Here is a 25174-nt window from a genome sequence, read left to right on the forward strand (position 1 = left end):
CCCATCACCCCCTCCGCCGCTCCGCCCCCGCCGCGATCGTCTGCACCAGCTCATCCACCTCCCGCGCCAGCCGCTCCAGCGGCAGGCCGACGAAGCGGCCTTCGAGGCTGATGCTGACGACGCCGTGCACTGCGCCGAACAAGGTGCGGGCGCGGATGGCGCGGTCTTCGGGAGGCATGTCGGGCTGCAGTTCGGCCAGCGGTTCGGCGATTACGTCCATCAGGAAGAGGTGCTCGTCAAGGTGCCATTGCGGGGTCGGGCTGGTTTCCGGCGGGAAGTGGTCGAACAGCGCCTTCCAGAGGTTCCGGTGTTCGACGGCGAAGCTGAGATATCCCTGCGCCAGGTTGCGCAGCCGGTCGGTCGGCGGCTTGCCGCGGGTCTCGGGCAGGGTGAGCCTCGCCTCCAGCGCCTTCAGCGTGGCGGAGTTGACGTGGATGACGAGCTCGGCGAGGTGTGAAAAGACCGTGTAGAGGCCGCCGAGCGCGCAGCCGGCATCCTGGGTGATGTCGCGGGCTCGGAGATTTGCCAGCCCGTCTTTGGCGATCCGCTCGCGCGCCGCCTCGATCAGCCGGGCCTTCAGGTCTTCGCGTTTTTCTTCTCGTCTGCCGGCCATTAACCATTCCACTTCGATTTTTTGAACGTCGTTCAAAATTTATCTTGAACGATGTTCATGATTCTGGCATAACACCTCTCGTGAACAACGTTCATAAACCGGAGGAAGGAAATGTTCAAACTGATTTCCATTTTGTTGCGGGGCAGGGCGCATGATGCCGAGCAGGCTTTCGCCGATCGTCACGCCGTGCCGCTGCTTTCCCAGCAGATCCGCGATGCCGCCCAATCGATCCAGTCGGCGCGGCGCAGCGTGGCGGTCGCCATCGCCCAGAACGAGCAGGAAAAGGTGCAGCATGGGGCGATCGTTGCCCGCATCGCCGATCTCGAGACCCGCGCCTCCGCCGCCTTGGCGAAGGGCAATGAGGGGCTGGCCCGCGAGGCGGCCGAGGCGATCGCCTATCTCGAAGCCGAGCGTGATGCGTCCGAGAAGGCGCAGAGCCAGTTCACCCTAGCGATCGACAAGCTGAAGGGCATCGTGCGGGCTTCGGAGGCAAGGCTGCAGGAGCTGCAGCGCGGCGAGCGGCTGGCGCGTGCCACGCAGGAGGCCCAGAAGCTCGATGTCGTCGTTGCCGGCCCGGGCCTGGCGACGCTCGACGATGCCGAGGAGACGCTGGCCCGCCTTCGCCTGCGCCAGAGCCAGAATGAGCTGACGGCCGCCGCCCTGAAGGACATGGAAGGCGCCATCCGCCCGGCCGGCATCATCGAAAAGCTTGCCAATGCCGGCTTCGGCGCGCCGCTGCGCACCTCCGCCGATGATGTGCTGGCGCGGCTGAAGAGCCGCATCACGCCCGCCGCTTAAGATTGCATCCACCCAACCATTCATCCATCGAACATCAAGGACCAAGACAATGAACGACAGTTTCCAGAAACATTCCGCAAGCTGGGTCAGCTTTTCCTACATCTCCTTCGGCTCGGCCGCCTTCATGCTGGCGCTCGGCCTCTACATGATGCCGCTCGATCTCTGGGGCAAAGGCTATCTCGCCATGGGCATTCTGATGCTGGTGCAGACCACGGTGAATATCACCAAGACGCTGCGCGACAACGCCGAATCCGAGAAGCTGATCCGCAAGGTCGAGGATGCCCGCACCGAGAAACTCCTGGTCAAGTTCAATCGTAACGATGAAGATTGATCTTGGTTAACCACAGCGCAGAGTTGTTACCGCATTCAACTTTTGCGTAACAACTCTGTGGCCTTCTCTGCCAATCGAAAGAGGGACCCGCCGTGCAACATAATCTGATGACCTCAAGGAAATTCGCGCCGCTGTTCTGGACCCAGTTCCTGACGGCTTTCAACGACAATTTCCTCAAGAACACCCTGGTGTTCCTCATTCTCTTCAAGATGTCGGCCAGTGAAGGTGCCGCCCTGGTGACGCTCGCCGGCGTCATCCTCATCGTGCCCTTCCTGCTACTGTCAGCACTCGGCGGCGAACTCGCCGACAAGCATGACAAGGCAAAGATCGCCGAACTCTTGAAACGCTGCGAGATCGCCGTCGCCGCCCTCGCCGTCATCGGCCTCGCCTTCTCCTCGATCTTCGTGCTGATGGCGGCGCTGTTCGGCTTCGGCATCGTCTCTGCGCTGTTCGGGCCGATCAAATACGGCATCCTGCCCGATCATCTCGAACGCCGCGACCTGCCGAAGGCCAATGCCTGGATCGAGGGCGGCACCTTCATCGCCATCCTCGCCGGCACCATCATCGCCGCATTCGCCTTCTCGGGCGGCGACAATGTGCTGATCTTCGGCACGATGATGATGGGGCTGTCGGTGATCTGCTGGCTCGCCAGCCGGATGATCCCGCCCACCGGCTCCAAGGCGCCGGATCTCGAAATCGACCGCAATGTCATCCGCTCCAGCTACACCCTTGTCATGGAAATCCGCCAGGACAAGCGCCTGTGGCGTTCGGCGCTGATGAACTGCTGGTTCTGGCTGGTCGGCGCCTTCGTTCTCTCCATCCTGCCGACCATGGTGACCGAGCTGCTCGGCGGCTCCGAGCTCGTAGTGCCGGCCTATCTCACCGTCTTTGCCATCGCCGTCGCAGTCGGCTCGGCGATTGCCGCCTGGATGTCGTCTGGCCGCATCGTGCTGCTGCCGGCCCCTGTCGGCACGGCGCTGCTTGGCCTCTTCAGCCTCGATCTCGCCTGGAACCTCTGGGGCCTGGCTTCGGTGAGCCACGCAACGACGATCGCCACCTTCTTTGCTGGCCAGAATACCATCCGCGTCGCCATCGATCTCGCCGGCATGGCGATAGCAGGCGCCTTCATCGCCGTGCCGACTTTCGCCGCGCTGCAGACCTGGGCGCATGAGGACCGCCGCGCCCGTGTCATCGGTGCCGCCAATGTGCTCTCGGCGCTGTTCATCACCGTCGGCCTTGGCCTCGTTGCCGCCGTCCAGGCGCTTGGCGCTTCCATCCCGCAGATTCTGATCGGCCTCGGCATCATCAATTTTGCCGTCGCCTGGCTGATGCTGAAGACGCTGCCGACCAATCCCTTCCGCGATTTCATCTCGATCATGTTCCGCGCCTTCATGCGGCTGGAGGTCGAGGGGCTGGAGAATATCAAGAAGGCCGGCCGCGCCCCGATCATCGCGCTCAACCATGTCAGCCTGCTCGACGGCGCGCTCGCGCTTGCGATCACCGAGGAAGAGCCGACCTTTGCCGTCGATTACAAGATCGCCCAGGCCTGGTGGGTGCGCCCCTTCCTGAAGATGTGTAAATTCCTGCCGCTCGACCCGACAAAGCCGATGGCGACGCGTTCGTTGATCAAAGTGGTGCAGGACGGTAACCCGATCGGCATCTTCCCCGAGGGCCGGCTGACGGTGACCGGCACGCTGATGAAGGTCTATGATGGTGCGGCCATGGTCGCCGACAAGACCGGCTCGATGGTCGTGCCGGTGAAGATCGACGGGCTGGAGAAGAGCTATCTCTCCTATCTCGACAACGGCAAGATCCGCCGCCGGCTGTTCCCCAAGGTCAAGGTCACCATTCTCGAGCCGGTGAAGCTCGAAGTGCCCTCAGAGCTGAAAGGCCGCAAGCGCCGCACGGCGGCAGGTGCTGCCCTTTATCAGGTGATGTCGAACCTGCTGTTCCAGACCGCCGATACTTCGTCGACCGTGCTCGACCGCGTCATTCGGGCCGGCCACGAATTCGGCATGAAGAAACTTGCCGTCGAAGATCCGGTCACCGGAAGGCTGACCTATGGCAAGCTGCTCACCGGCGCTGCCGTGCTCGGCGCGAAATTCCGCACCATGTTCCCGGAACAAAACCTCGGCGTCATGCTGCCGAATGCCAATGGCGCCGCAGCCACCCTTCTCGGCGTGATGACGGCGGGCAAGGTGCCGGCGATGCTGAACTTCACCGCGGGTGCCGCCAATATTCTCTCCGCCTGCAAGGCCGCGGAGGTCAAACATGTGCTGACCTCGCGCGCCTTCGTCACCCAGGCGAAGCTCGGCCCTGTGATCGCCGAGATGGAAAAGCAGGTGAAGATCGTCTGGCTCGATGATCTCAGGGCCGAAATCTCACTCAAGGACAAGATCCTTGGGTTTCTGAGAAAGGCGCGGCCACTGGTGAAGCGCCGGCCGGATGATCCGGCCGTCATCCTCTTCACCTCGGGCTCCGAAGGCACGCCGAAGGGCGTGGTGCTCACCCACCGCAACATCCTGTCGAATGCCGCCCAGGCGGCCGCCCGCATCGATTTCCACAGCGGCGACAAGGTGTTCAATATCCTGCCGGTGTTCCATTCCTTCGGGCTGACGGCCGGCACGGTGCTGCCGCTGATTTCGGGCGTGCCTGTTTATTTCTATCCCTCGCCGCTGCATTACCGCATCGTGCCGGAGCTGATCTATGCCTCCAACGCCACGATCATCTTCGGCACCGATACCTTCCTCAACGGTTATTCGAGGACGGCGCATCCCTACGACTTCCGCTCGATCCGCTATATCTTCTCCGGCGCCGAACCGGTGAAGGCCGCAACCCGCCAGACCTATATGGAAAAATTCGGCCTGCGCATCCTCGAAGGTTACGGCGTCACCGAGACAGCACCCGTCATCTCCATCAACACGCCGATGTACAACAAATCAGGCACCGTCGGCAAAATCCTGCCGGGCATGGAATGGAAGCTCGAACCGGTGCCGGGCATCGATGAGGGCGGCCGGCTGCATGTGCGCGGCGCCAATGTCATGGCCGGCTATCTCCGCGCCGAAAAGCCCGGCGTGCTCGAGCCGCTCGCCGACGGCTGGCACGATACCGGCGACATCGTCACCATCGACGAGGACGGTTTCGTCAAGATCCGCGGCCGCGCCAAACGCTTCGCCAAGATCGGCGGCGAAATGATCTCGCTCGCCGCCGTCGAGACGCTGGCCGCCGAACTCTGGCCGGGCGCGCTGTCGGTCGTCTCCTCGCTACCCGACGCCAAGAAGGGCGAGCGCCTGGTGCTGCTCACCGACGCCCCCACCGCCACCCGCGCCGAATTCCTCGCCTTCGCCAAATCCAAGGGCGCCATGGACATGATGGTGCCGGCCGAGGTCAATATCGGCAAGGTGCCGGTGCTGGGTTCCGGCAAGGTGGATTTCGTCGCGGCGCGGAAGCTGGCGGAAAGTGCGGTGCAGACGGGGGAGGCGGCGTAGAGCGGGGTCACTTCCTTGGAGGGTTGCCCTAATCTCCGTTCGCGCTAATGGCTGCCCCTCACCCTAACCTTCTCCCCGTAAAAACGGGGAGAAGGTGGCGGCAGCCGGATGAGGGGCTGCCCCTGACGCAACGGCCAGCAAACAGCCGTTGGTTGCATTTTCTGGCGAAGTCCGTAAACATTCGATCGCTTCTCTCTGGCGCCCGATTCATGGCCACCGAAGCGATTGTGATGCTTGAAAATGACCGGATGCGCGCTAGCTGCAAGCATCGTCATACGACCGTTGATTTGCATGATTAGTTTTTACTCGTTCAATAAATTTCGGATTGCCGCCCAATGCTCGATGCCAGCGCGCTGACCCTGTTTTCGAATTATCGCCCCTGGCCGCAGCATCACCCAAAGACATGACCGCGAAGAATGAGCCCTGGTGAGGAGGGGATTGACGATGTTCGTAGAGGGTTTGAAGAAGCTTTTTCGTGGCCGTTCGGAGAGGGACGACACTTCGGCAGGAAGCGCGCTGACAGCAAGGGACAGGGACGCCATCACTGCGGACCTCGCCTTCTTCGACAGCGTCGAAAAGGGTCTCGGCAAGGCCCTTGCCCGCTATGTCCTGACAGGCGCCGACGAAGCGAGCGTGCTTCATGTGAGCAATCTGTTGAAGACCACCCAGGGCGATATCCGCACCAAGCTTCACAATGTCTTCATCGCCGTCGCCGACGACTGGAATAACAAGGTCGAGCGCGAGAAGCGCCACAAGGCCAGGGAACGCGTGCTCTTCGAACTCGAAGGCTTCGATCCGGCCGCGCTCTATCGCTATCTCCATCTGCATAGCCAGTTCAATGCGCAAAACCGGGCATGGCGCTTTCCCGGCAGCGATCAATCGCCGCGTTGGCTGCGCACGGCAAGCCTGCTCTTCGACACCTCGGCACCGGAAGGCCGCAACCCCCTCGGTTTTCTCACCGCGCCACACATCCTCGAGATGATGGAAGCTGCCGAGCTTGCCCCCTCGGTCGCGCCGCTGATCGACTGCGCCTTTTCGGACAAGGACGTGCCCTACGGAGATCTGACCCAGCGGATGCTGAAGCTGCCGGGCCTTGCCGATGCGATCGCCGCCATGCCCGAGGAAGCGACCCGGACGATCGGGACGCTGGCGGCCGGCGGCCGCGAGGTCATGGTCAGCTTCCTCGGCCAGAACGGCCTGATCGACCGCGATCGGCATTTCTTCGATTTCGCCTTCCAGATGGCGAGCGACGGCGCCAAGACGGTGCGCGAAGCGGCCTCGAATGCGCTGAAGGTGGCCGACGAGGCCAAGGTGCAGGCAAAGGCCGAGGAATTTCTCGCCTCGCGCAAGGCCAACGAACGGCTGGCCGGCGTCAATATTCTGGCCGCCCTGCTGCGCGAACGCTCCTTGCCGATCCTCGACCGGCACGGGGGCGAGGAAAAATCCAATACGGTGCTGGCGGCGATCGCAACGATCCGGGCGACCTATGCGGCAGGCTCGGTTGCCGGCGCCGAGGCAGGCGAGGGCGAGGGGGATGGCGAGGCAGGTTACCTCGCCTTCGACGGCAGCTTCGTTGCCGCGCCGCCGCCCGCCGCCAAGGAGGAGCCGCTGCCGGCCGATCTGGAAGAGGCGTTCCGCAAGCTTCTGACGGAAGCCAATGCGGCGGCCCGCATCGATTACGACCAGACGCCGCCGGGCAAAGACTGGAACCAGCGGCCGGCCCGCCCGTTTACGCCGCCCTTCGATCCGGCGATTGCAAAACATATCGTCGCCGCCATGCGGGGCGAACGGCTGAGCGAGGCGCAGCGCCGGGAGATCTGGAAGGCGGTCGACGACAAGAGCACCGATAATTGGATGCGGCAGACGCGCCAGCTCCTGGGCAACGGGCTGAAGGCGATCTTCTCCCGTACGGATATCTCCTTTCACGCGCTGTCGCGGCTGCTTTTCCAGGCGACGGACGGGCGGCATTGGCAGCACATCCTGCGTATCGTGCTGGGAACGACGAATTACTGGATGCGCGGTCCCGACAATGAAATCCTCGCCCGCATCAAGGCGGGCGCCGATATCCGCATCCTCGCCGAAATCGCCGCAGAGGCCGGGGCGCCGGCATTCGGAACCATGGCCGATGCGCTTGCCGACAAGGCCTATGTCAATATTTCCGAGATGATCGACGAGCCGGTGCCGGCCAATCTCTGGCCGCTGCTGGCCGAAAACTTTGCCGCGCTAGACGCCGCTCTTGCCGGCGACGGCCTGAAGGAGCGCTGGAGCGAGGATTTCATTTTCTCCTGGCTCAGGATGTTTCCGCGCCTGCCGCGCCGCTATTTCCCGCTGGTGGCCGACCGCGCCGTACAAGGCGGCGTGCGCCAGCGCGAATTTGCGCGTTACCTCCTGCGCGAAGTCGCCGATCTGACGCCGCTGATCACGCCGATGCTGACATCAGGGCCGGAAACCAAACGGCTTGCCGCCGCCCGCTGGCTGGCGGAGCGGCGGGATGGTAATGCGATCGCGCCGCTGCGCGCAGCCCTTGCCAAGGAGAAATCGGTAACGGTCAAGGCGGCCGCCATGTCGGCGCTTGCCGCCTGCGGCGACGATACCTCCGATCTCTTCGCCGAAGAGACGCTGCTGGCCGAAGCCGAAAAGGGGCTGGCCTCGACCAAGGTCGATTATTCCCCGCTTTTCGATGCCGAAAACCTGCCCGTGCTGCATTGGGCGGATGGGCGCGAGGTCTCGGCCAAGCTGGTCAAATGGTGGTTTGCCCGCTCGCACAAGCTGAAAATGGCCGGCGGCGATCCGATGATCCACATGGCGCTCGAACGTCTCGACCGCCGGGATGCCGAGCGGCTGGGGGCGGCGATCGTCTCGGCCTTCATTTCCTACGACACCCAGCGCCCGACCAGCGAAGAGGCCAATGCCTATGCGGCGGAGAACGCCAAGCGGCGCTATGAATCGTCGAAGAAGTGGCGCAAGGATTTTACCGAGGAACTGGCCTTCGCCGAGCTGCGCCGCGAAAAGCTCGCCATCTATTTAAACAGCGCGCTCGATCATCGCGGCCTGCTGGCGCTCGCCCGTTTTGCGCCGCCGGCCGAAACCACGCTGCTCGTCAAGCGGTACCTGCGCGAACACGGCAAGCGGCCGAACCAGTGCCGGGCGCTGATCGATGCGCTGATGGCAAACCCGGTTCCCCAGGTGCTGCAGCTGGTGCTGATCGCCTCGCAGCGCCACAAGCAGCCGGGTATGCGCAAATATGCCGGCGAGGTGATCACCGCTTTTGCCGAGGCCCGCGGCTGGACGCCGGCCGAACTCGGCGACCGCACCATGCCCTCTGCCGGCATCGACGAGGACGGCATTCTAGAACTGCCAATCGGCGAGCGCCTTTACCGGGCGCGGCTGGTGGCGGAGCGGGGCAAGAATGGCGCGCAGGAACTGAAGCTCGTCCTCGAAAATCCGGACGGCAAGCCGATCGCTTCGCTGCCGACCCCGACCGATCCCGAAGAGGCGGAAGAGGCGAAGGAGGGCAAGAAGCTTCTCTCCAGCGCCAAGAAGGAGTTGAAGCAGACGGTGGAGCTGCAGAGCGGCCGTCTCTATGAGGCGATGTGTGCGACCCGCATCTGGCCGCGCGAAGATTTTGAAACCTTCCTGCTCGCCCATCCGATCGTCGGCCGGCTGCTGCGCCGCCTGGTTCTGGCCGGCCATGACGACAAGGGCAAGATCATCGGAAGCTTCCGGGCGCTCGACGACGGCAGCTTCACCAATGCAGAGGATGAACCCGTCGCGCTCGGCGCCTTTTCCGGCATTTCGATCGCCCATCGCGTCAGCCTCGGCGAGGCGGGCGCCAAGGCCTGGAAGACCCATCTCGACGATTACGAGGTCCAGCCGCTGTTCGAGCAGCTCGACCGGCCGGTTCTGTCGGACGAGAAACCCAATGCCAAGCATATCGACGACCGCAAGGGCTGGATGATCGACAATCTGACGCTGCGCTCGGCCGCCGAGGCGCTCGGCTATGTCAGGGGGTCGGTCGAGGACGGCGCCGGCTTCTACACCTACGAGAAGGCCTTCGGCGATTGCGGTTTTGCCGCCGTCATCGAATTCACCGGCAGTTATATCGGCGAGAACGAACGTGTGCCGAAGGCGCTGACGGAAATGCGCTTTGCGAAAATTCTGCCGGGCGGCCGGGTGATCTATGGCGGCGAGACGACGCTCTCCAAGGTGCCGCCGGTGCTGCTCAGCGAAACGTGGAACGACCTGCACGCCATTGCCGACAAGGGCACCGGCTTCGATAGCGAATGGCAGAAAAAGGGCGGATGGTGAACATGGATCAGAAAGCACTTCGCCCGGCGACGGAAACCCTGCATGCCGCCGAACTCGCCAAGCTCGAGCAGGCCGACAAGGGGCTGCGCCCGCCGGGCTGGCGGCTTTCGGCGCGTGCGGTGCGCTCTTTCGTGCTCGGTGATCCCGCGCTCGGCATCTCGCGCAAATTCTACGGCGACGATGCGCTGGTCGAGCGGGCGATCGTCAGCCTGATGGGCGAGCAGGGGCTGCTGCTTGTCGGCGAACCGGGCACCGCCAAATCGATGCTGAGTGAGCTTCTGGCGGCCGCCGTCACCGGCTCGACCCGCCTGGTCGTGCAGGGCTCGGCCGGCACCATGGAAGAACATTTGCGTTATGGCTGGAACTACGCGCTGCTGATCGCCGAAGGCCCGAGCGAAAAGGCGCTGGTGCCATCGCCGGTGCTGCAGGCGATGCGGGCTGGCCTCATCATGCGCATCGAGGAACTGACGCGCTGCCCGCCGGAGATCCAGGACGGGCTGATCTCGATCCTCTCGGAAAAGATGATCGCCATTCCCGAACTCGGCGATGGCGCGATCGTGCGCGCCGCACCCGGCTTCAACATCATCGGCACGGCCAACCTGCGCGATCGCGGCGTCAGCGAAATGTCGAGCGCCTTGAAGCGGCGCTTCAATTTCGAAACCGTGCATCCGATCACCGACCCGGCCTTCGAACGCGAATTGATCGAGCGCCGTCTCGCCGACCGCCTGGCACCTTCAGGCATCAAGCCCGATATGTCGGAAGCAGCCCTTGGCATCCTCGTCTCCTGCTTCCAGGATCTGCGGGCCGGCCGCACCGCCGAAGGCGTGACGCTGCAGAAGCCGACCGCCGTCATGTCGACTGCCGAAGCGGTCAATGTCGCCCATGCTGCTGCCCTCGAAGCCGCCTATCTCGGCGACGGCAGGGTGACGGGCGCCCATCTCGCCCGCCAGATCGGCGGCATCGTCATGAAAGACGATCCGGAAGACGGCCGCAAGTTCAAGTCCTATGTCGATCACATCGTCAAGGATCGCGCCCGTTCGGGAAGCGACTGGCGCTCCTTCTATGACGCCGCGCGCGCCCTAAGGCTCGACTGAATGGAGGCGGCAGCGGCAGCGGCGGAACGTCAGGACTTTCTCGCCTACGGGCAGCGGCTGACCTCGGGCGAGGGCGGGTTTTTCTTCTTTCCGATCCGCCACCACAGCCCCGCCTGCGCGCTGCACCTTGCTAGAGCCCTGGCCGAAATCCGCCCGCGCGCCATCGTTCTCGAAATGCCGGCGGATTTTGCGCCGCTGCTGCCGCTGCTCTCGCATCCCGACATCAGGCTGCCGATCGCCATCGTCTCCGTCGCCGACGGCGAAAAGACCTCCGACGAGCGCCTCCCTGTCGGATACTGGCCGTTTTCGGCGACTTCGCCGGAATGGGCGGCACTGCGGCTGGCGGGCGAATTCGGCAGCGCCGTCATTCTGGCGGACCGAGAGAGCGGCGCCCGCCTGGCCGCCGCGCGCGAGGAGAAGAAGGGCGAGAGCGGGGAAGACGGCGAGGACGAGCCGAGACAGGATGAGCCGAGAGAGGACGAAACGGGGCCGGCGCTTTTGACCGATGAGGGCCAGCTTGCCTATTCGCATTATGCCGATGGCCTGGTGAAGCGCCTCGGCGTGCGCGATTTCAACGAGGCCTGGGACCGGCTGTTCGAATCCCGCGCCGCCGAAAAGGACTGGCGCGGTTTCTTCCGCGACGTCGGCATTCACTGCGCGCTGTCGCGGCTTGCCACACCGGCCGAGGAGATCGCCGCCGACGACACGCTGGCCCGCGAGGCCTGCATGCGGGCGGCGATGGCAAAGGCTGAGGCGCTTTCCGGCGACGGGCCGATCGCCGTCATCACCGGCGGATTCCATACGCCTGTGATGATCGATCCCCCGGCGGAGAGGCCTGAGGAGGCGAAGCTGCAGCCGGAGGCGAGGCCGGGCATCCAGTCGAAATCCTATCTGATCCGCTACACCCACGACCATCTCGACCGGATCAACGGCTACGGCGCCGGCATGCCGTCGCCGCGCTGGTACGAGCGGCTGCAGCAGCGGGTTGCCGACGGCTATGACGATCCGTTCACCGAGGCGGCGACCGATGTGGTGCTCGACCTCACCCAGCGCCTGCGCCGCGACCGGCCGAATTTCACCCCGCCGCTGCCCTCGCTGGCTGCAACCGTCGGCCAGGCGCAGGCGCTGGCCGATCTGCGCGGATTGCAGGGTCCGGGGCGTGCTGAAATTCTCGATGCGGCGCGCTCCTGCCTCATGAAGGGGGAAGATCCCCGCAGCGGTTCGCCGCTGATGGAGGCATTGTTCGCCGAACTCACCGGCGAAGGCATCGGCGAGGTGCCGCGCGGCGCCGGCGCTCCGCCGCTGGTGGAGGCCGTGCGCCGGCGGGCCCGGGCGCTCGGCTTCCGCATCGAGGACGGCACCGAGCGCAACCGCCTGCTCGATATCCATCGCAAGCCCCGCCATCTTGCCGCCAGCCGCTTCCTGCATGTGATGACCTTGCTCGGCACCGGCTTCGGCCGTTGTCTCAGAGGCCCGGATTGGGCGGGCGGCATTGCCACCGACGTGCTGTTCGAGGAATGGACCTATCGATGGTCGCCGGCCGTCGAAAGCCGGCTGGTGGCGCTGTCGATCGACGGCGATACGGTGGAGCGCGCCGCCGACGCCATCCTGGCGCGGCGCGTCCAGGCGCTCGGCGAGGAGGGGCAGGCGAAGAATGCCCATGCCGCCATCCGTCTGCTGATGATTGCAGCCCAGGCGGGGCTTGCCAGATCCTGCGGCGCGCTGATTGCCGCGATCGGACCGGCCGTTGCCACCGATCCGGATTTCGGGCGGGTCGCCGTCTGCCTGTCGATGCTCGACAATCTCCAGCGCGGCCGCAAGGCGCTCGGTTTTGCCGGCATCCCGGGTCCGGATGAACTGCGCCTCATCGCCTATCGCCGGGCGATCGACCTGCTGCCGGACCTCGAAACCGCCAAGGACGAGGACGTGCCGCGTTATGTCGATGCGCTGGCAACGCTGAACGAGATCGCCGAAGTCGGCGCGCAGGCCGGAGAAGGAGAACAGCCGCTCGATCTCGACCTGCTCGACGAGGGGGTCGCCGCCCTCATCGACGCCGATCTGGCGCCGCGGGCGGCAGGCGCGGTTGCCGCGATCGGCCATATGTCGGGCAGGGTGAGTGCGGAGGCGCTCGCCACCCGCGTCATCGGCCCGCTGCAATTCAGCGTCGGCGCGCCGCCCGCCCGGGTGGAGGCGCTGGCCGGCCTGCTGGCGGTGCAGCCGGCCCTGCTCAAGCGCACGCCGGCGCTGCTGGAAAGGCTGGATCTGGTGCTCGCCGGCTTCGACGAGGCTGATTTCATCGAGGTGCTGCCGTCGCTGCGGCTGGCCTTCACCGCCCTTGCGCCTGACGAAACCGACGCGCTCGCCGCCGTGATCGCGCAAGCGAAGGGCAGCGATCTCGATCTGGCGCCGCGTTTTTCCGGCGGTCTGACGGAGGCCGAGATGCTCGCCAATGCCCGCCTCAACGCCAGCTTTGCCGAGCTGATGCAGGCGGATGGGCTCGGGTCCTGGCTGGAGGAGCAGGCGCCATGAGCAACGACAACAAGCCCGAGGAAAGTCTTCGCCGCTGGCGCCTGGTGCTGGGCCGCTTTGCCGAGCGCCAGCTTTCGAACTGCTGCAGCGGCGCCGACGCCCGTCGCGATGCCGCGCTCGACCGCATCTACGGCGAATCCTACCGCCGCCGCGGCATCCGCACCGGCGCTCCCGAAGGCAACAGGAAGAACCCCAGGGGCGGCTCTGAGCCGCCGCAGATGACGCTGCCGGAATGGTTTGGCGAGATGCGCTCGCTGTTTCCGAATTCGGTGCTGGAGCGGGTGGAAAAGGACGCGCTCGGCCGGTTCGGCATGACCGAGATCCTCGACGACCCGAAGGCGCTCGCCGAACTTGATCCCGACCCGTCGCTGCTGGCAGCACTCCTTGCCCATCGTGGCCGCTCCGACCCTGTGATCGCGGGCAAAATCCGCCAGGTCGCCAGGCGCGTCGTCGAGGAATTGACGAAGAAGCTGCGCCTGCAGACGAGCCGGGCGCTCTCCGGCGCGAGACGGCGCGGCGAAACGACGGCGCGCCGCTCCAGCGCCCGCGACATCGCCTGGAACCAGACGATCCGCAAAAATCTGAAGAACTGGGACCAGGAGCGGCGTGTGCTGATCGCCGAACACCTGCATTTCCACGCCGCCGCCCGCCGGCACCTGCCCTGGCGGATCGTGCTCTGCATCGACCAGTCGGGCTCGATGGCGACCTCGCTGATCTACAGCGCCGTGATGGCCTCGATCCTTGCGACGCTGCCGGCGGTGACGGTGAAGCTGGTGCTGTTCGACACTTCGGTGGTCGACCTCAGCGACGAGGTCGGCGATCCCGTCGATGTGCTGATGTCGGTCCAGCTCGGCGGCGGAACCGATATCGGCCGGGCCGTCGCCTATTGCGAGGCGACGCATATCGCCGAGCCGCAGCGGACGATCTTCGTGCTGGTCTCGGACTTTTGCGAAGGCGCACCAGCCGCTCCGTTGTTTGCGGCAGTGCGGCGGCTTGCCGGCGCTCGGGTGAAGCTGCTCGGGCTTGCCGCCCTCGATGAGGCCGCGCGGCCGGCCTATGACCGGGATACCGCCGCCCGGCTCGTCGATGCCGGCATGGAGATCGCAGCACTGACGCCGGAGCATTTTGCCGATTGGGTTGCGGGGCATATCAGGTGAAGCGCGGCAAGACGGAGAATTCCCAGCGTTTCGACGCCGCAGCCCTCAGCGACGAGGTGCTGGAAGCAGCCTCCTCCAAAGGCCTGCTGCGCCGCGCCCGCCGGGATGTGGAGGCCGGGCTCGTGCGCCTGTCCGGCTGGGATGGCGGGGTAGCCCTTGCCGAAGCCGATGGTGAAAGCGTGCGGCTCACTGCCGGTCCGCTGACTGCCGCACACTGCAGCTGCCCCGCCACCGGCCTTTGCCGGCATATTCTGGCCGGCATCATTTTCATCCGGGAGGCGGAGGAGGTAAGGCCGGCCGAGGAGCCGGGCGTAGCCGAGACACCGGAGCCGATCCGCGCTGAAGCCATTCCGGATCCGCATGCGGAAATCCTTTCGCTCGAGGAAGACGTCATCATCCGCGTCTTCGGCCGCGCCGCTTTTATCCAGGCGCAAACGCTGCTGGCGGCCGTCGAACCGGGCGCGATCAGGATCGAAACGAGCCCGAATGCCGTCCGCATCGCGCTCGGCGCCCACCATCAGGTGCTTTATCCCGCCGGCGGCGGTCCAGCCGGCATGCTCTCCAAGGCTGCGACCTCGCAACGTGCGGCGCTGCATGCGGCAGCCCTTCTCGCCGTCCGCGGCCCCGGTGCGACGGCCGCCGGAGCCGAGCAAGCGCCGGAAGAGCCAGGCAGAGCCACGTCAGGCACACTCGAAGAGGCGGCGGCGCTGCTGCGCGATGCCGCGCGCCAGGCGCTGTCGAAGGCGCCTGCCGGTCTTGAAGAGCGGATCGGCGATCTCGTGCTTTCCTCGCGCACCGAAGCGATGCCGCGGCTAGGCGCCGAGCTTCGCACCATCGCCGCGATGATCCGGCGAAGACGCGAGCGGCTGGATGCGGCCAATCCCGCCGAGCTTCTCGTCATGCTGGCGCGCGCCTATGCCTTGACGGAGGCGCTTCAAGCCTCGCCCGATGAGCCATTGCTCACCGGCGCAGCTGCCGAAGCGCCGCAGCCGCTGCCGGCGACCGAGCTCGTCGGCTGTGGCCTGCGCCTGTGGCAGGCCGACAGCGGCGCGCGCGGGGTGACCGGCTATTATCTCTCCATGGACGGCCGCAGCTTCAGCGCGACGCTGGCGCGTGGAGCCGGCAGCGATCCGGGTTTTGTGCCGCGCCATGCGGCCACCGCCGAGCCGGTCTTCGGCCGTTCGCTCGCAGCAATCGCCGGCTGCACCTTCCGCCTCGAGGGCGCCTCCGCCACCGGCGATGGCCGGCTGCAGACCGGCAGCGGCCGTGCCGAGCCTCTCGCGGCCGGCTGGAGTACGGCGGTGCAGGGGATCGAAGGCGCCGTCATCGATGACTGGAAGCAATGCGCCATGCGTCTTTCGAGTGCCTTCCGGCCGAAGCTCGCGGCACCGCCGCGCCGCGCCTTGCCGCTGATCCTGCGCCCTGCCGCTTTCGGCTCGCTGCGCTTCGACGGCGTGGCCCAGGTCGGGCGCTGGCCGGTGCGGGACCGCGAGGGGGCCTGGCTGGAACTGGAGATCGAAGGCGACGAACGGCTGGAGGCCCACTTCGCGCTGCTTGGCGCGATCGGCGACCGTCAGCCGCCGCTGCTCGCCATCCTCGCCGAAGCCCGTGGCGCCGATATCGTGCTCTCGCCGCTCGCTTTCGGAACCGACAGCCTGACCCTCCTCGACCTGCCGCCGCCGGCGCCAACGACGACGGCGCAAAAGCCGAGCCTGCTCTCGCGCCTGACCAAAAGCTTGTCGCTGCCCGGCGTGCCGGAGCGCAAACCGATGCGTTTCGAAGCGCTGGCCCGCCCGCAGGCCGCCAGCCAGCGACTGATCTCCACCGCCTTCGACGAAATCCTGGCGCTCGCCGAACTCGGCGGCCGCATGGAGGATCCGGAGCGGCTGCAGCGCATGCAACGCCTGGGGCGCACACTCTACGAGGCCGGCTTGGCGCTTCCAGGCCGCCTCCTCGGCCAATTGGCCGCCGCCTCCGGCCAGACACGCGCCGACCGCCTGCTGCGCGCCGCCTATGCTCTCGACCTGCTCGCCCGCATCGATCCGCATTTGCCGTTTGTGCGCGTGCTGCCTTGAGGCAATTTCCGGGATCTCAACCACCATGAACAAGCTTCGAGCTCGGAGAGTCATTCGCCGCCGAAAACGCATTCGCGGTCTGCTTGAAATTGCGCTTGGCGCGGATTTCGAGAGGTTATCGATCGTGCTCAGCGGCTCGATACACGCACTGCGCCGGCCGCTCGGAGACTGCGCTGGACGGCGGCGACCTGGCTGGATGCGATATCCACCGAGACCTCGATCTCGCCTTCGAGCGGCGCATCGCGACGGGCGCCATCGTCATGAGAGGCATCCCCACCCGATGGCGCCGAACCCGCACTGTTGCGGTCGCTTGCCGACTGGATAAAGATGTCGGGCCTCGAAACCCGATGCTGCTGAACCAGATGTTCGACCGCGAGATCAGCGGCTTCGCGTGTTTCGAACGTGGCTCGGATCGTGGTCGTGCTGTCGTCCGCCATTGGCTGCCTCCTGATATTAATGTCCACTGGATGAGAACGCCTTGGGCGGCTGGTAGTTCGACGGCAGGTCCAGGCCCCCATTGGAATTGTTGATATCGCCTCCCAAGACTGCTATGTTCTGTTTTTGTTTCGGCGCGCAATTTCAGAGGCCGATCCCGTCGCGATCGCTGAAACCGCCATGAACGAGATAAGCTCACCCCCCGTCCGGAAGATCGTCCATGTCGACATGGATGCTTTTTATGCGTCGGTCGAGCAGCGCGACAATTCGGACTTGCGCGGCAAACCGATTGCCGTCGGCGGGTCGGCCGCCCGTGGTGTGGTGGCGGCGGCGAGTTATGAGGCCCGTAAATTCGGTGTTCACTCGGCAATGCCGTCTGTGACTGCCAAGCGCAAATGTCCTGACCTGATCTTCGTGCCGCCGCGCTTTGCCGTCTACAAGGCGGTGTCGCAGCAGATCCGTGAGATCTTTGCCGAATACACGCCGCTGATCGAGCCGCTGTCGCTCGACGAGGCCTATCTCGATGTGACGCAAAATCTGAAAGGCATGACGGTCGCCACCGAACTCGCGCTGGAGATCCGCGCCAAGATCAAGCAAGTCACCGGCCTCAACGCGTCGGCCGGCATTTCCTACAACAAGTTCCTTGCCAAGATGGCGAGCGACCTCAACAAGCCGAACGGCCAGGCTGTCATCACGCCGAAGAACGGGCCGGCCTTCGTCGAGCAGCTTCCCGTCCGGAAATTCCATGGTGTCGGACCGGCGACCACCGAGAAGATGCACCAACTCGGGATCGAAACAGGCGCCGATCTCAAGGAGAAGACACTCGAGTTCCTCATCGAGCATTTCGGCAAGTCGGGACCCTATTTTTACGGCATCGCCCGCGGCATCGACGAGCGCCAGGTCAAGCCCGACCGGGTGCGCAAATCCGTCGGCGCCGAAGATACCTTCTCACAGGACCTCCACGCCTTCGAGCCTGCTCGCGAAGGGCTCCAGCCGCTGATCGAAAAGGTGTGGGTTTACTGCGAGGCCAACGGGATCGCCGCCAAGACGGTGACGCTCAAGGTGAAATATGCCGACTTCAGCCAGATCACGCGCAGCAAGACGCTTCCGGCACCCCTGCCGGCAATCGCGGACCTCGAGGAGATGGTCAACCTGCTGCTCGCGCCGATCTTTCCGCCGCGAAAGGGCATACGGCTGCTCGGCGTCACCCTCTCCTCGCTGGAAGAACGAGTACCGGCCGCGGCGCCGCAGCTGCGGCTGGCTTTTTAGACCGCCGGCATCAGCTGCCACAGGCGACGACCGTCCGTCGCCGCATTGGTTTTCATCCACCCGTCCGCGATTTCGAGCTGGGCCGGAACCTCGTCAGATCTCCGAAGTTTGCGGAACGAGGAGAATTCGACATGCATCTGATACAGTTGTTTATTCCGGCAGCGCCGCACGCGGCGATCGACATCGAAGACATTATCGCGATGATTCAGCGCGAGATGACCGAGCGCCATGGCGGGGCGACTTCATACCTCAATTCCCCGGCGAAGGGGTTTTGGTCGAGTGGCGAGGGCACTGAAGAAGATACGGTCATCGTCATCGAAGTGATGGTGAACAGTCTCGATCGGGGCTGGTGGCGCCAATACCGGCGCAAACTCGAACAGCTGCTCGGGCAGGAAGAATTGCTTGTGCGGGCACTTCCAGTCGAAACGCTCTGATCGTCTGGAAGCCTCCATGGACACGCAGTTCCGCAATGTCGAAATCTATCGCAGACGCGGCGAGTTCGCAGGCTGGCCGGCAAATTATGGTCTCTGGTCGTGGGGTGACGAAATGGTCGTCGTCTTCGCGCGCGGCAAACTCGGAGCGAAGGGGGAGTTGCACGAATTGGACCGCGATTTCCCCTTCGTACCCTGGCAGGCACGCAGCCTGGACGGCGGACTGACCTGGATGGACGAGCCGTTCTGCGGCCGCGTGCCGGGTGGGCTCTCGCTTTCGGCCGACGAGCACTTGAACGCCGACCTCAAGGTCCGTCCCCGTCTGTCGGTCCGTGAAGACCTCTGCTCGATTGACGATCCCATAGACTTCCTCGACCCCGAGACGATCGTCATGTGCGCCAGAACCGATGTAGAGGGCGATGCTGTCAGCTGGTTCTATGTCAGCCGGGATCGGTGCCTGACATGGCAGGGTCCATTTCGTTTCGCCGGTCTGCATCTTCCGCTCTCGGCGCGCACCGATATCGTTCCTCTCGGCAGGGACGATGCGCTCTTCATGCTCAGCACGTCCAAAGAGGACGGCGCGGAAGGAAGAGTGTTCTGCGCGCGCACCGTGGATGGCGGGCGCAGCTTCGTCCTGCAAGGCTTTGTCGGTCCGGAACCCGAGGGCTATTCGATCATGCCGGCATCGACGGCACTATCCGGTGGCGCCATCCTGACGCTGACGCGCTGCATGGGCCGAGGCTTTGGCAAGGGTTGGATAGAGGCCTTCACCTCCCGTGACCAAGGGAGGACCTGGACGCCGGAAGGCTGCATCGTCGACGACACGGGCAGCAATGGCAACCCGCCGGCGCTCGGGCGGATCGAAGGCATGCTGATGCTTGTCTACGGCCACCGTGATCCGCCATTTGGAATCAGGATGCGCATGAGTTTCGATGACGGCCGGACATGGGGCGCCGAGAAGATCATCCGCAGCGACGGCGGCACGGCTGATCTCGGCTATCCGAGACTCGTAAACCGCAGCGATGGATCCCTGCTCGCCGTCTACTACTTCAACGATGGCGATCGGGAGGAGCGTTACATAGCGGCGTCGATTGTCACGCCTGCCAAAGATCAGGAGCCGGAAACGCTCTAGACGGCGCTGCTTCGCGCGGTCGCAGTTCTGAGCCATAGAGAAGGCGAACGTACCACGGCGCGTCCGGGAACAAAGCGGGCCATCCATGGTTCGGGGCTGCGGCAATTTGCCGGCACGAATTGGGAGGTTCGAAATGCAGAACGATATCACAGATCCGGCGGGGCGGAGTGCGTCCGCGCAGACCCCGTCCTCATCCCCAGGTTCCGGTTCTTCGCCGGGAACGCGCACGTCCATTTCCGATCTGGAAGCGAAGGTGAGCGAGGATGTTTCCGCCGTCAAGGAAACGATCAGGGAAGGCGCCGACACCGCAGTCGAGAAAGCCAAGGAAGTCATGTCCGAACGCACCAGCTTCGCCGCCCGCCAGGTCGGTGGCGTTGCAATGGCGCTCGAGAAGGCCGGCGCCGAAATGGAAAGCTCCGGTCAGGCAGAAGTAGGACGATACGCCAGGCAAATCGGGCGGAGCGTGCAGACTGTTGCTCGGCGGATGGAAGGCAAGGACATCGGCGAAATCGCCACCATGACCGAGGATTTCGGGCGCAAACAACCGCTCGCCTTTCTCGGCATCGCCGCACTCGCAGGCCTGGCCGCAAGCCGCTTCCTGACAGCGTCGGCGAAAAGGCAAACAACTGCCGCGTCGCGCGGAGCATCAACCGATCGCTCCGGCCCAGCAACGACTGGAGGCGAGTACAATGGCTAAATCTTCAGAGAACACACCCCTCTCCGAACTCGTCAGTGGCCTCGTTGGTGATGTCACGGGCCTGCTCCGCAAGGAAATCGATCTTGCCAAGACGGAGGCTTCGGAAAAACTTTCGCAGGCGCTGAGTGGCGTAGAGATTCTCCTCTTCGGTCTGGTCCTGGCAATCGGGGCGGTCGGCGTCCTGCTGAGCGCCCTTGTCGGCGGTCTCGCGGCCTTCCTCGTGACACAGGGATTTACCGAAACCACTGCCACTGCGCTCGCCTCTCTGATCGTCGGCATCATCATCGCCGGCATTGCGTGGGCAATGGTCTCCCGGGGCCTCTCCGCGCTTCGCGGCAACAACCTGACACTGGATCGAACTGCAACCTCGCTTCGCCGCGACGTTGATGTTGTGAAGGACAAAATCTGATGGAAAATCCAATGGAGAAAACATCGGCCGAGCTTCAGCGGGAGATCGACCAGGACCGCCGCCGGATCGGAGACCGGATTGACGCTATCCAGGAACGGATGTCGCCAGGCCAGCTGGTCGATGAGGTGATTGCCTACGCCAAGGGAAGCGGCGGCGGAGAATATGTCAGCAATCTTGGCCACGCCCTCAAGGCGAACCCTCTGCCGGTCGCGCTGATGGGCGTGAGCCTCGCCTGGCTCATGGCAAAAGGCAGCCCGTCATCAGGCGATACGGCGACCTGGAGGGAGGATCCTGAATACCCGCTTTATCCGGCGACAGGCCAAGTCCGCAGGATTGGCCCGCCGGCAATGGAAAACGGAGCGCGTTACAGCCACTTTGCCGACGAATCCGGCAGGAGGTTGAAAGCCTTGACCGACGAAACAGGGGGGCGTGCCGGCCATTTCATGGACGAGGCAGGCAAGACCTATCGCGGCTTCGCCGACGCTAGCGGAAAACAGATCAGTCAGATCACCGATGAGACCGGTGCAATGCTCGACGCGGCAACCGGCTGGGCGGCGGAGAAATGGGAGCAGGCGAAAAGCGCCGCGAGCGACCTTACCGCCCGTGCGTCCGGCGCGGCGAGCTCGCTTTCGAGCCGATCCTCTTCGGCGGCGACCAGTCTTCAGGAGCAAACGAGCAAGCTCAACGAGGCGATCCTCATCCATTTCCGCGACCAGCCGCTGGTCGGCGGAGCTCTGGCTTTTGCGGTCGGCGCGGCGATCGGCGCGGCGCTGCCGCATACCGACACCGAGGATGAATTGGTCGGGGAAGCCGCAGATAGCGCGAAAGACACCCTCAGCGATCAGGCGCAGGACGTCGTCGCGCAGGGTAAAGAGGTAGCGTCGGAGGTCTATCAAAAGGCCGTGGATGCTGCGTCCGATGCTCATGATGCCGTCAAGGAACGCGTGGTGGATGAAGCCGAAACTTTCATCAATCGCAAGGACAGCTTAGGCGGAACCGATCGAAGGATCTAAAGCGGTCGGTTCCAGGCGCAATAAGATGCGCCTGGCCGTGACCAGCCAAAACAAAAACAGGCGGCACCAGGGCCGCCTGTTCTTCATTACGGACAAGCCGTCCGTTACTTCTGTTCGGGCGCCAGGAACTCTGCGCAATAGGACGGGCCGTTGACGCCGGGGATGTCGGCGACGGTGCGGATGTCGCGGATCGTGTAATCGGAGTTGGTGGTGATTTCGGCCTGGCAGCGCAGATAGGCGGTGCGGGCCGACGCGATCTGCTTGCCGCGCTTGCCATCGGCGCCTTCGGCATATTTCGCCGGGATGCGCACGGTCTTGTAGCCGCCGCGCCAGGTATAAACGGTGCTCGAGCCTTGCTCGCTGTCGCTGATCGGCGGCCCGTAGGCGGCAAAGAAGACGCCGGCCGATTTGCCGACCCAGCGGGCCTCGATCGGATTGCCGGCGGAAGGTATGGTGGTGCATCCGGCAAGCGCAATGGCAAGCCCGGCCGCGGTCATGATGCGGAAATTCATCGTGTCGTCCCTGATCTCTAGCGCATGGCTGGCAAGCCGCCCTCGTGAGCGGTTTCGCCTGTCCTGTCGTGCCCTTTAGCGCGGAACCCGGCAAAAGAAAATTGCTCCTGAGAGACTTCCGTTCGATTTGCGAGAGGTGTGGCTTTTTGCTGCAGCCGCTCATCTGTAAACCCGTCACAACCCCGTCAAAATTTCCGCCGGCTTTTTGGAATTTGGTGCTTGTGCAACCAGATAGGCTGTTCTATAGAAGCGCCGCTGGTCACGGAGTGTAGCGCAGTCTGGTAGCGCACCACGTTCGGGACGTGGGGGTCGAGTGTTCGAATCACTCCACTCCGACCAGCTAGAACCCTTGCACCATAAGGGTTTTCACTCCCGAGCCGACTTCCCCGCGAAAGCTATTTCAAATCAACGGACCGATTGCGGACCGTTTGAAGCAGCGGACCGATTAAAAAAGCGTTCGCTGCCTGCTGTTGGAAGTCCGGACTCGCATGCGCATACCCGTGACCGATTCCGCATTTGCTTCCGCGGAACTCCATTCGAAAAAAAGCCCCGCCTCTCGGCGGGGCCAGTCTATGGATCGCACAGGAGGAACGCCCGTGCTTTCCTGCCGATATAACAAAAAGCGGACCGGCTAGGTTCCGTCATTCCACGCCGACGATCAAAGAGGAGCCCCGCCGAAACGCAGCAATTGGAAAGGACGGATCGCACAGAAGAAGCTTGGGAAGCGGACGGCCCAGTATGGGGCCACCTCGCAAGGTTTTCTCTAAGACGCTAAGCTGTTATTGTACGAAACCGAACAAAAGCTACAACTCCACGTCACAATTTGTATTAGGCAGTCGGCCGCTCAGCGATCACTTGCTAACCCCAAGCATTATGTCTCCTATGCGTTGGGCGGCCACCTGCATGCTTCCCGGGACTGCCCTTCTACCGCTGGTAATACCAAAAGGACGCCCTGATCGTCCTTTGAGCAATGTGGCAACAGCGCATCGTCACGACTAAGCTGTACGAGTTCGCGTTTTGGAGCTGCGGCATGGAGCTGGTCGAGTACTGCCTGCACAAGCTTGGAGACTTTTTTTACAACACTTACTATTTGAATGGTCGGGCAATGGCGCTCAGTTTCGCCATTTCCATTGGCCTGGTTCTGACGGTTTTCGCGGTGGAACTCACCTATGTGGGGTTCGGCAATTCCGGGTTCCGTCGGGTTTTCTTCGAACGCAGCAAATCCACAATCACCGACATCGTCTATTTCGTCCTTCAGGCGACGGGTATGATTACGCTATTCGCGGCGCTCGCATCATTTGGTCTGTCCTATGCCATCACCAAAGCTGCTCAGAATGCCCCCCACCTGGACCTTGCCGGGAGGCTGCCAGGCTGGGCACATGTTCTCTTGTTCCTAGTGCTGTCAGATTTCTTGAGCTACTGGCAGCATCGGTTGATGCACCGGCTGCCCGTACTATGGCGGCTGCACGAATTTCACCACGCAGCCGAAGAGTTCAACGCGCTGACTTCGTCGCGGGAGCATCCGCTGGAGAAGGCGATAAATATGGCCATCATGGTCGTTCCGGCGCTGCTTGTCGGCCTGCCAACGGCCGAATTCGCCGTCGTGACCATCACCTTTGGCGCTATTGGTCTGGTCAAGCACAGTGCCATTCCCTGGCATGGCTGGTTTGGCAAATACGTGATCCAGTCACCACGCGACCACTTCATCCATCACTCCCGAGTGCGGGAACATCATGACAAGAATTTCGCCAATTATTTCCCGATCTGGGATCATTTGTTCGGCACCTATTACGAAGGCGATGCACACGGTGCAAAGCTCGGTCTGGACCGCGACTACTTCAACCAAACCGATCCGTTCCGCGAAACCATCGCCGCAGAAATCCGTTTCTTCCAGCGCGCGGGGCAAGCTGCCAAGGCCACGTGCGGCATAAGCCCCATAAGCGGAAAACCTGCCTCGCCCCAGGGGCTGTCGGGCCCGGAAGAGCGCCGGTAGCGCAAAGCTCGCATCGCTCTGTTGTGATAAGCGGCTCCGTGTGGCGCAGAACCTGCGTGTGAGATCATCGCCAAACTCTGCGGCATCCCTGACCGTCCTCGCGCCTTGTCCGCTGCAGATCAAAAGAGAGCCCCGCCGAAACGGGGCAATTTGGGAACGGACGGATCGCACAGGAAGGAAGGGTTGACGTACAGCCCCGTCACAAGAGGGGCACCTGTGCGATCCTTGTGATCTAACCCATAGATAGCCGGAAAAGTTCCTGTGCGGTTCCGCACCCAGCGCCCCGTGCCTGAAGGATTGATATCGGCACCTTGTTTCATCCGAATAAGAGCACATCTCGATGGAGTAAGCGTCGTCAGGAAAACAAATGGCTTACGAGCCTGATATGGCCATCGTCTTCGATAGCGCGACAAAGGCGGTGATCGTCAGTTTCCGCGGAGTCACGGTCTATCTGCCAGGCCCTTACGTTGACCCAAAGGCGGCCGTCCTGACCGCCGAAGCGTATTGCCGCCGGCTTGGCTGGCGAGATTGATTGCGATTTATGTCAACGATCCACAAAAGGCAGATATTAATATTAGGAATCGCTCGTCCTTTCGCAATGAGCGCGCATGCCGAGGCAAAATGTGCTAAGGTCTTTGCCAGGTATCGAAAGATCGCTACCGATTTCTCGTCGCTGGTTGTCAACAATTTCAGCGGCTTATGTGCGGTTTTGTCATAAACGCACAGTTCCTTGGGACCTATGGTCAAACCAACGGCCGTCCCTTAGTTTTTCACCAACTCACAGGCGTTTGGTTTTGACATCCAAGCTCCCATGCGGAGCCGCTATGACTCACATTGACCAATCGACTGTCGAAAACACTCTGCTGAAAATGTTGAGCGCGGACCGCTTC

19 protein-coding genes and 1 tRNA gene are annotated in these 25174 nt (G+C 63.6%); 17 read left to right on the forward strand and 3 right to left on the reverse strand.

Translation table 11 applies throughout. The annotated features are described in order from the left end of the window. Nucleotides 1-4 precede the first annotated feature (4 nt). A complete protein-coding gene (locus tag HFO71_RS35275; protein WP_221989097.1) occupies nucleotides 5-613 on the reverse strand; it encodes a TetR/AcrR family transcriptional regulator in 609 nt (202 codons plus the stop codon). A 111-nt stretch (nucleotides 614-724) separates the two neighbouring features. On the opposite strand from HFO71_RS35275, the gene HFO71_RS35280 reads away from it, so the two are divergent. From HFO71_RS35280 to HFO71_RS35315, 8 genes are all read left to right on the forward strand, one after another. Further along, nucleotides 725-1411 carry a PspA/IM30 family protein gene (locus HFO71_RS35280; protein ID WP_132614452.1) on the forward strand — a complete coding sequence of 229 codons (687 nt, stop codon included), beginning with the start codon at nucleotides 725-727 and terminating at the stop codon, nucleotides 1409-1411. Between the two features lie 49 nt (nucleotides 1412-1460). After that, entirely contained in the window at nucleotides 1461-1742 is a 282-nt protein-coding gene (locus HFO71_RS35285) for a YiaA/YiaB family inner membrane protein (protein WP_003546080.1), read from the forward strand. Nucleotides 1743-1834: 92 nt separating this feature from the next. Beyond that, complete coding sequence (locus HFO71_RS35290; protein WP_221989099.1) at nucleotides 1835-5230, forward strand: acyl-[ACP]--phospholipid O-acyltransferase; 3396 nt, start codon at nucleotides 1835-1837, stop codon at nucleotides 5228-5230. Nucleotides 5231-5674: 444 nt separating this feature from the next. Next, a complete protein-coding gene (locus HFO71_RS35295) occupies nucleotides 5675-9538 on the forward strand; it encodes a DUF4132 domain-containing protein (protein WP_221989100.1) in 3864 nt (1287 codons plus the stop codon). A gap of 2 nt (nucleotides 9539-9540) precedes the next feature. After that, nucleotides 9541-10632, forward strand: a complete 1092-nt coding sequence (locus tag HFO71_RS35300; RefSeq protein ID WP_245007102.1) for an ATP-binding protein — start codon at nucleotides 9541-9543, stop codon at nucleotides 10630-10632. Further along, nucleotides 10633-13161, forward strand: coding sequence for a DUF5682 family protein (locus HFO71_RS35305; protein ID WP_221989103.1), 2529 nt, complete (start codon nucleotides 10633-10635; stop codon nucleotides 13159-13161). Further along, nucleotides 13158-14318, forward strand: a complete 1161-nt coding sequence (locus HFO71_RS35310; protein ID WP_221959333.1) for a VWA domain-containing protein — start codon at nucleotides 13158-13160, stop codon at nucleotides 14316-14318. Before HFO71_RS35305 ends, HFO71_RS35310 begins: the two co-directional genes overlap by 4 nt. Next, entirely contained in the window at nucleotides 14315-16393 is a 2079-nt protein-coding gene (locus tag HFO71_RS35315; RefSeq protein WP_221989105.1) for a hypothetical protein, read from the forward strand. The genes HFO71_RS35310 and HFO71_RS35315 overlap by 4 nt, the downstream gene beginning before the upstream one ends. A gap of 128 nt (nucleotides 16394-16521) precedes the next feature. Here HFO71_RS35315 and HFO71_RS35320 read toward each other — a convergent pair whose 3' ends face one another. Continuing rightward, nucleotides 16522-16830: a hypothetical protein gene (locus tag HFO71_RS35320; protein ID WP_168258000.1), complete on the reverse strand. Its 309-nt coding sequence runs from the start codon at nucleotides 16828-16830 to the stop codon at nucleotides 16522-16524. 178 nt (nucleotides 16831-17008) lie between these two features. Here HFO71_RS35320 and dinB point away from each other — a divergent pair, with 178 nt between their 5' ends. From dinB to HFO71_RS35350, 6 genes are all read left to right on the forward strand, one after another. Next, a complete protein-coding gene (dinB, locus tag HFO71_RS35325) occupies nucleotides 17009-18097 on the forward strand; it encodes a DNA polymerase IV (protein WP_221989107.1) in 1089 nt (362 codons plus the stop codon). Nucleotides 18098-18228: 131 nt separating this feature from the next. Then, complete coding sequence (locus HFO71_RS35330; protein WP_131643064.1) at nucleotides 18229-18531, forward strand: hypothetical protein; 303 nt, start codon at nucleotides 18229-18231, stop codon at nucleotides 18529-18531. Nucleotides 18532-18547: 16 nt separating this feature from the next. Then, complete coding sequence (locus HFO71_RS35335; protein ID WP_168336873.1) at nucleotides 18548-19660, forward strand: sialidase family protein; 1113 nt, start codon at nucleotides 18548-18550, stop codon at nucleotides 19658-19660. A gap of 133 nt (nucleotides 19661-19793) precedes the next feature. After that, nucleotides 19794-20357, forward strand: coding sequence for a nutrient deprivation-induced protein (locus HFO71_RS35340; RefSeq protein ID WP_131666979.1), 564 nt, complete (start codon nucleotides 19794-19796; stop codon nucleotides 20355-20357). Beyond that, on the forward strand, nucleotides 20350-20766 hold the full coding sequence (locus tag HFO71_RS35345; protein WP_168260270.1) for a phage holin family protein: 417 nt from the start codon (nucleotides 20350-20352) through the stop codon (nucleotides 20764-20766). Before HFO71_RS35340 ends, HFO71_RS35345 begins: the two co-directional genes overlap by 8 nt. Next, nucleotides 20766-21779, forward strand: a complete 1014-nt coding sequence (locus HFO71_RS35350; protein ID WP_221989108.1) for a DUF3618 domain-containing protein — start codon at nucleotides 20766-20768, stop codon at nucleotides 21777-21779. Before HFO71_RS35345 ends, HFO71_RS35350 begins: the two co-directional genes overlap by 1 nt. A 104-nt stretch (nucleotides 21780-21883) precedes the next feature. Here the strand turns inward: HFO71_RS35350 and HFO71_RS35355 are convergent, their stop codons facing one another. Further along, nucleotides 21884-22291, reverse strand: coding sequence for a hypothetical protein (locus HFO71_RS35355; RefSeq protein ID WP_168260269.1), 408 nt, complete (start codon nucleotides 22289-22291; stop codon nucleotides 21884-21886). Between the two features lie 262 nt (nucleotides 22292-22553). Between HFO71_RS35355 and HFO71_RS35360 the strand changes: the two genes are divergently transcribed. The 3 genes from HFO71_RS35360 to HFO71_RS35370 all read left to right on the forward strand — a co-directional run bounded on the left by HFO71_RS35360 (nucleotide 22554) and on the right by HFO71_RS35370 (nucleotide 24816). Further along, nucleotides 22554-22630, forward strand: a tRNA-Pro gene (locus HFO71_RS35360). A gap of 691 nt (nucleotides 22631-23321) precedes the next feature. Continuing rightward, a complete protein-coding gene (locus HFO71_RS35365) occupies nucleotides 23322-24284 on the forward strand; it encodes a sterol desaturase family protein (protein ID WP_206990289.1) in 963 nt (320 codons plus the stop codon). A gap of 367 nt (nucleotides 24285-24651) precedes the next feature. Further along, a complete protein-coding gene (locus HFO71_RS35370; protein ID WP_221989110.1) occupies nucleotides 24652-24816 on the forward strand; it encodes a hypothetical protein in 165 nt (54 codons plus the stop codon). Nucleotides 24817-25174: the final 358 nt, after the last annotated feature.

The organism is Rhizobium laguerreae, assembly GCF_019778565.1.
GTDB classification, from domain to species: Bacteria; Pseudomonadota; Alphaproteobacteria; order Rhizobiales; family Rhizobiaceae; genus Rhizobium; species Rhizobium laguerreae.

What these genes read in the sequence shown, in the direction of transcription:
- HFO71_RS35350 (WP_221989108.1), top strand. Translation starts at nt 20,766, where the DNA reads ATGGAAAATCCAATGGAGAAAACATCGGCCGAGCTTCAGCGGGAGATC.
- HFO71_RS35280 (WP_132614452.1), top strand. Translation starts at nt 725, where the DNA reads ATGTTCAAACTGATTTCCATTTTGTTGCGGGGCAGGGCGCATGATGCC.
- HFO71_RS35310 (WP_221959333.1), top strand. Translation starts at nt 13,158, where the DNA reads ATGAGCAACGACAACAAGCCCGAGGAAAGTCTTCGCCGCTGGCGCCTG.
- HFO71_RS35300 (WP_245007102.1), top strand. Translation starts at nt 9,541, where the DNA reads ATGGATCAGAAAGCACTTCGCCCGGCGACGGAAACCCTGCATGCCGCC.
- HFO71_RS35370 (WP_221989110.1), top strand. Translation starts at nt 24,652, where the DNA reads ATGGCTTACGAGCCTGATATGGCCATCGTCTTCGATAGCGCGACAAAG.
- HFO71_RS35295 (WP_221989100.1), top strand. Translation starts at nt 5,675, where the DNA reads ATGTTCGTAGAGGGTTTGAAGAAGCTTTTTCGTGGCCGTTCGGAGAGG.
- dinB (WP_221989107.1), top strand. Translation starts at nt 17,009, where the DNA reads ATGAACGAGATAAGCTCACCCCCCGTCCGGAAGATCGTCCATGTCGAC.
- HFO71_RS35275 (WP_221989097.1), bottom strand. Translation starts at nt 613, where the DNA reads ATGGCCGGCAGACGAGAAGAAAAACGCGAAGACCTGAAGGCCCGGCTG.
- HFO71_RS35320 (WP_168258000.1), bottom strand. Translation starts at nt 16,830, where the DNA reads ATGGCGGACGACAGCACGACCACGATCCGAGCCACGTTCGAAACACGC.
- HFO71_RS35355 (WP_168260269.1), bottom strand. Translation starts at nt 22,291, where the DNA reads ATGAATTTCCGCATCATGACCGCGGCCGGGCTTGCCATTGCGCTTGCC.
- HFO71_RS35365 (WP_206990289.1), top strand. Translation starts at nt 23,322, where the DNA reads ATGGAGCTGGTCGAGTACTGCCTGCACAAGCTTGGAGACTTTTTTTAC.
- HFO71_RS35345 (WP_168260270.1), top strand. Translation starts at nt 20,350, where the DNA reads ATGGCTAAATCTTCAGAGAACACACCCCTCTCCGAACTCGTCAGTGGC.
- HFO71_RS35335 (WP_168336873.1), top strand. Translation starts at nt 18,548, where the DNA reads ATGGACACGCAGTTCCGCAATGTCGAAATCTATCGCAGACGCGGCGAG.
- HFO71_RS35305 (WP_221989103.1), top strand. Translation starts at nt 10,633, where the DNA reads ATGGAGGCGGCAGCGGCAGCGGCGGAACGTCAGGACTTTCTCGCCTAC.
- HFO71_RS35340 (WP_131666979.1), top strand. Translation starts at nt 19,794, where the DNA reads ATGCAGAACGATATCACAGATCCGGCGGGGCGGAGTGCGTCCGCGCAG.
- HFO71_RS35330 (WP_131643064.1), top strand. Translation starts at nt 18,229, where the DNA reads ATGCATCTGATACAGTTGTTTATTCCGGCAGCGCCGCACGCGGCGATC.
- HFO71_RS35285 (WP_003546080.1), top strand. Translation starts at nt 1,461, where the DNA reads ATGAACGACAGTTTCCAGAAACATTCCGCAAGCTGGGTCAGCTTTTCC.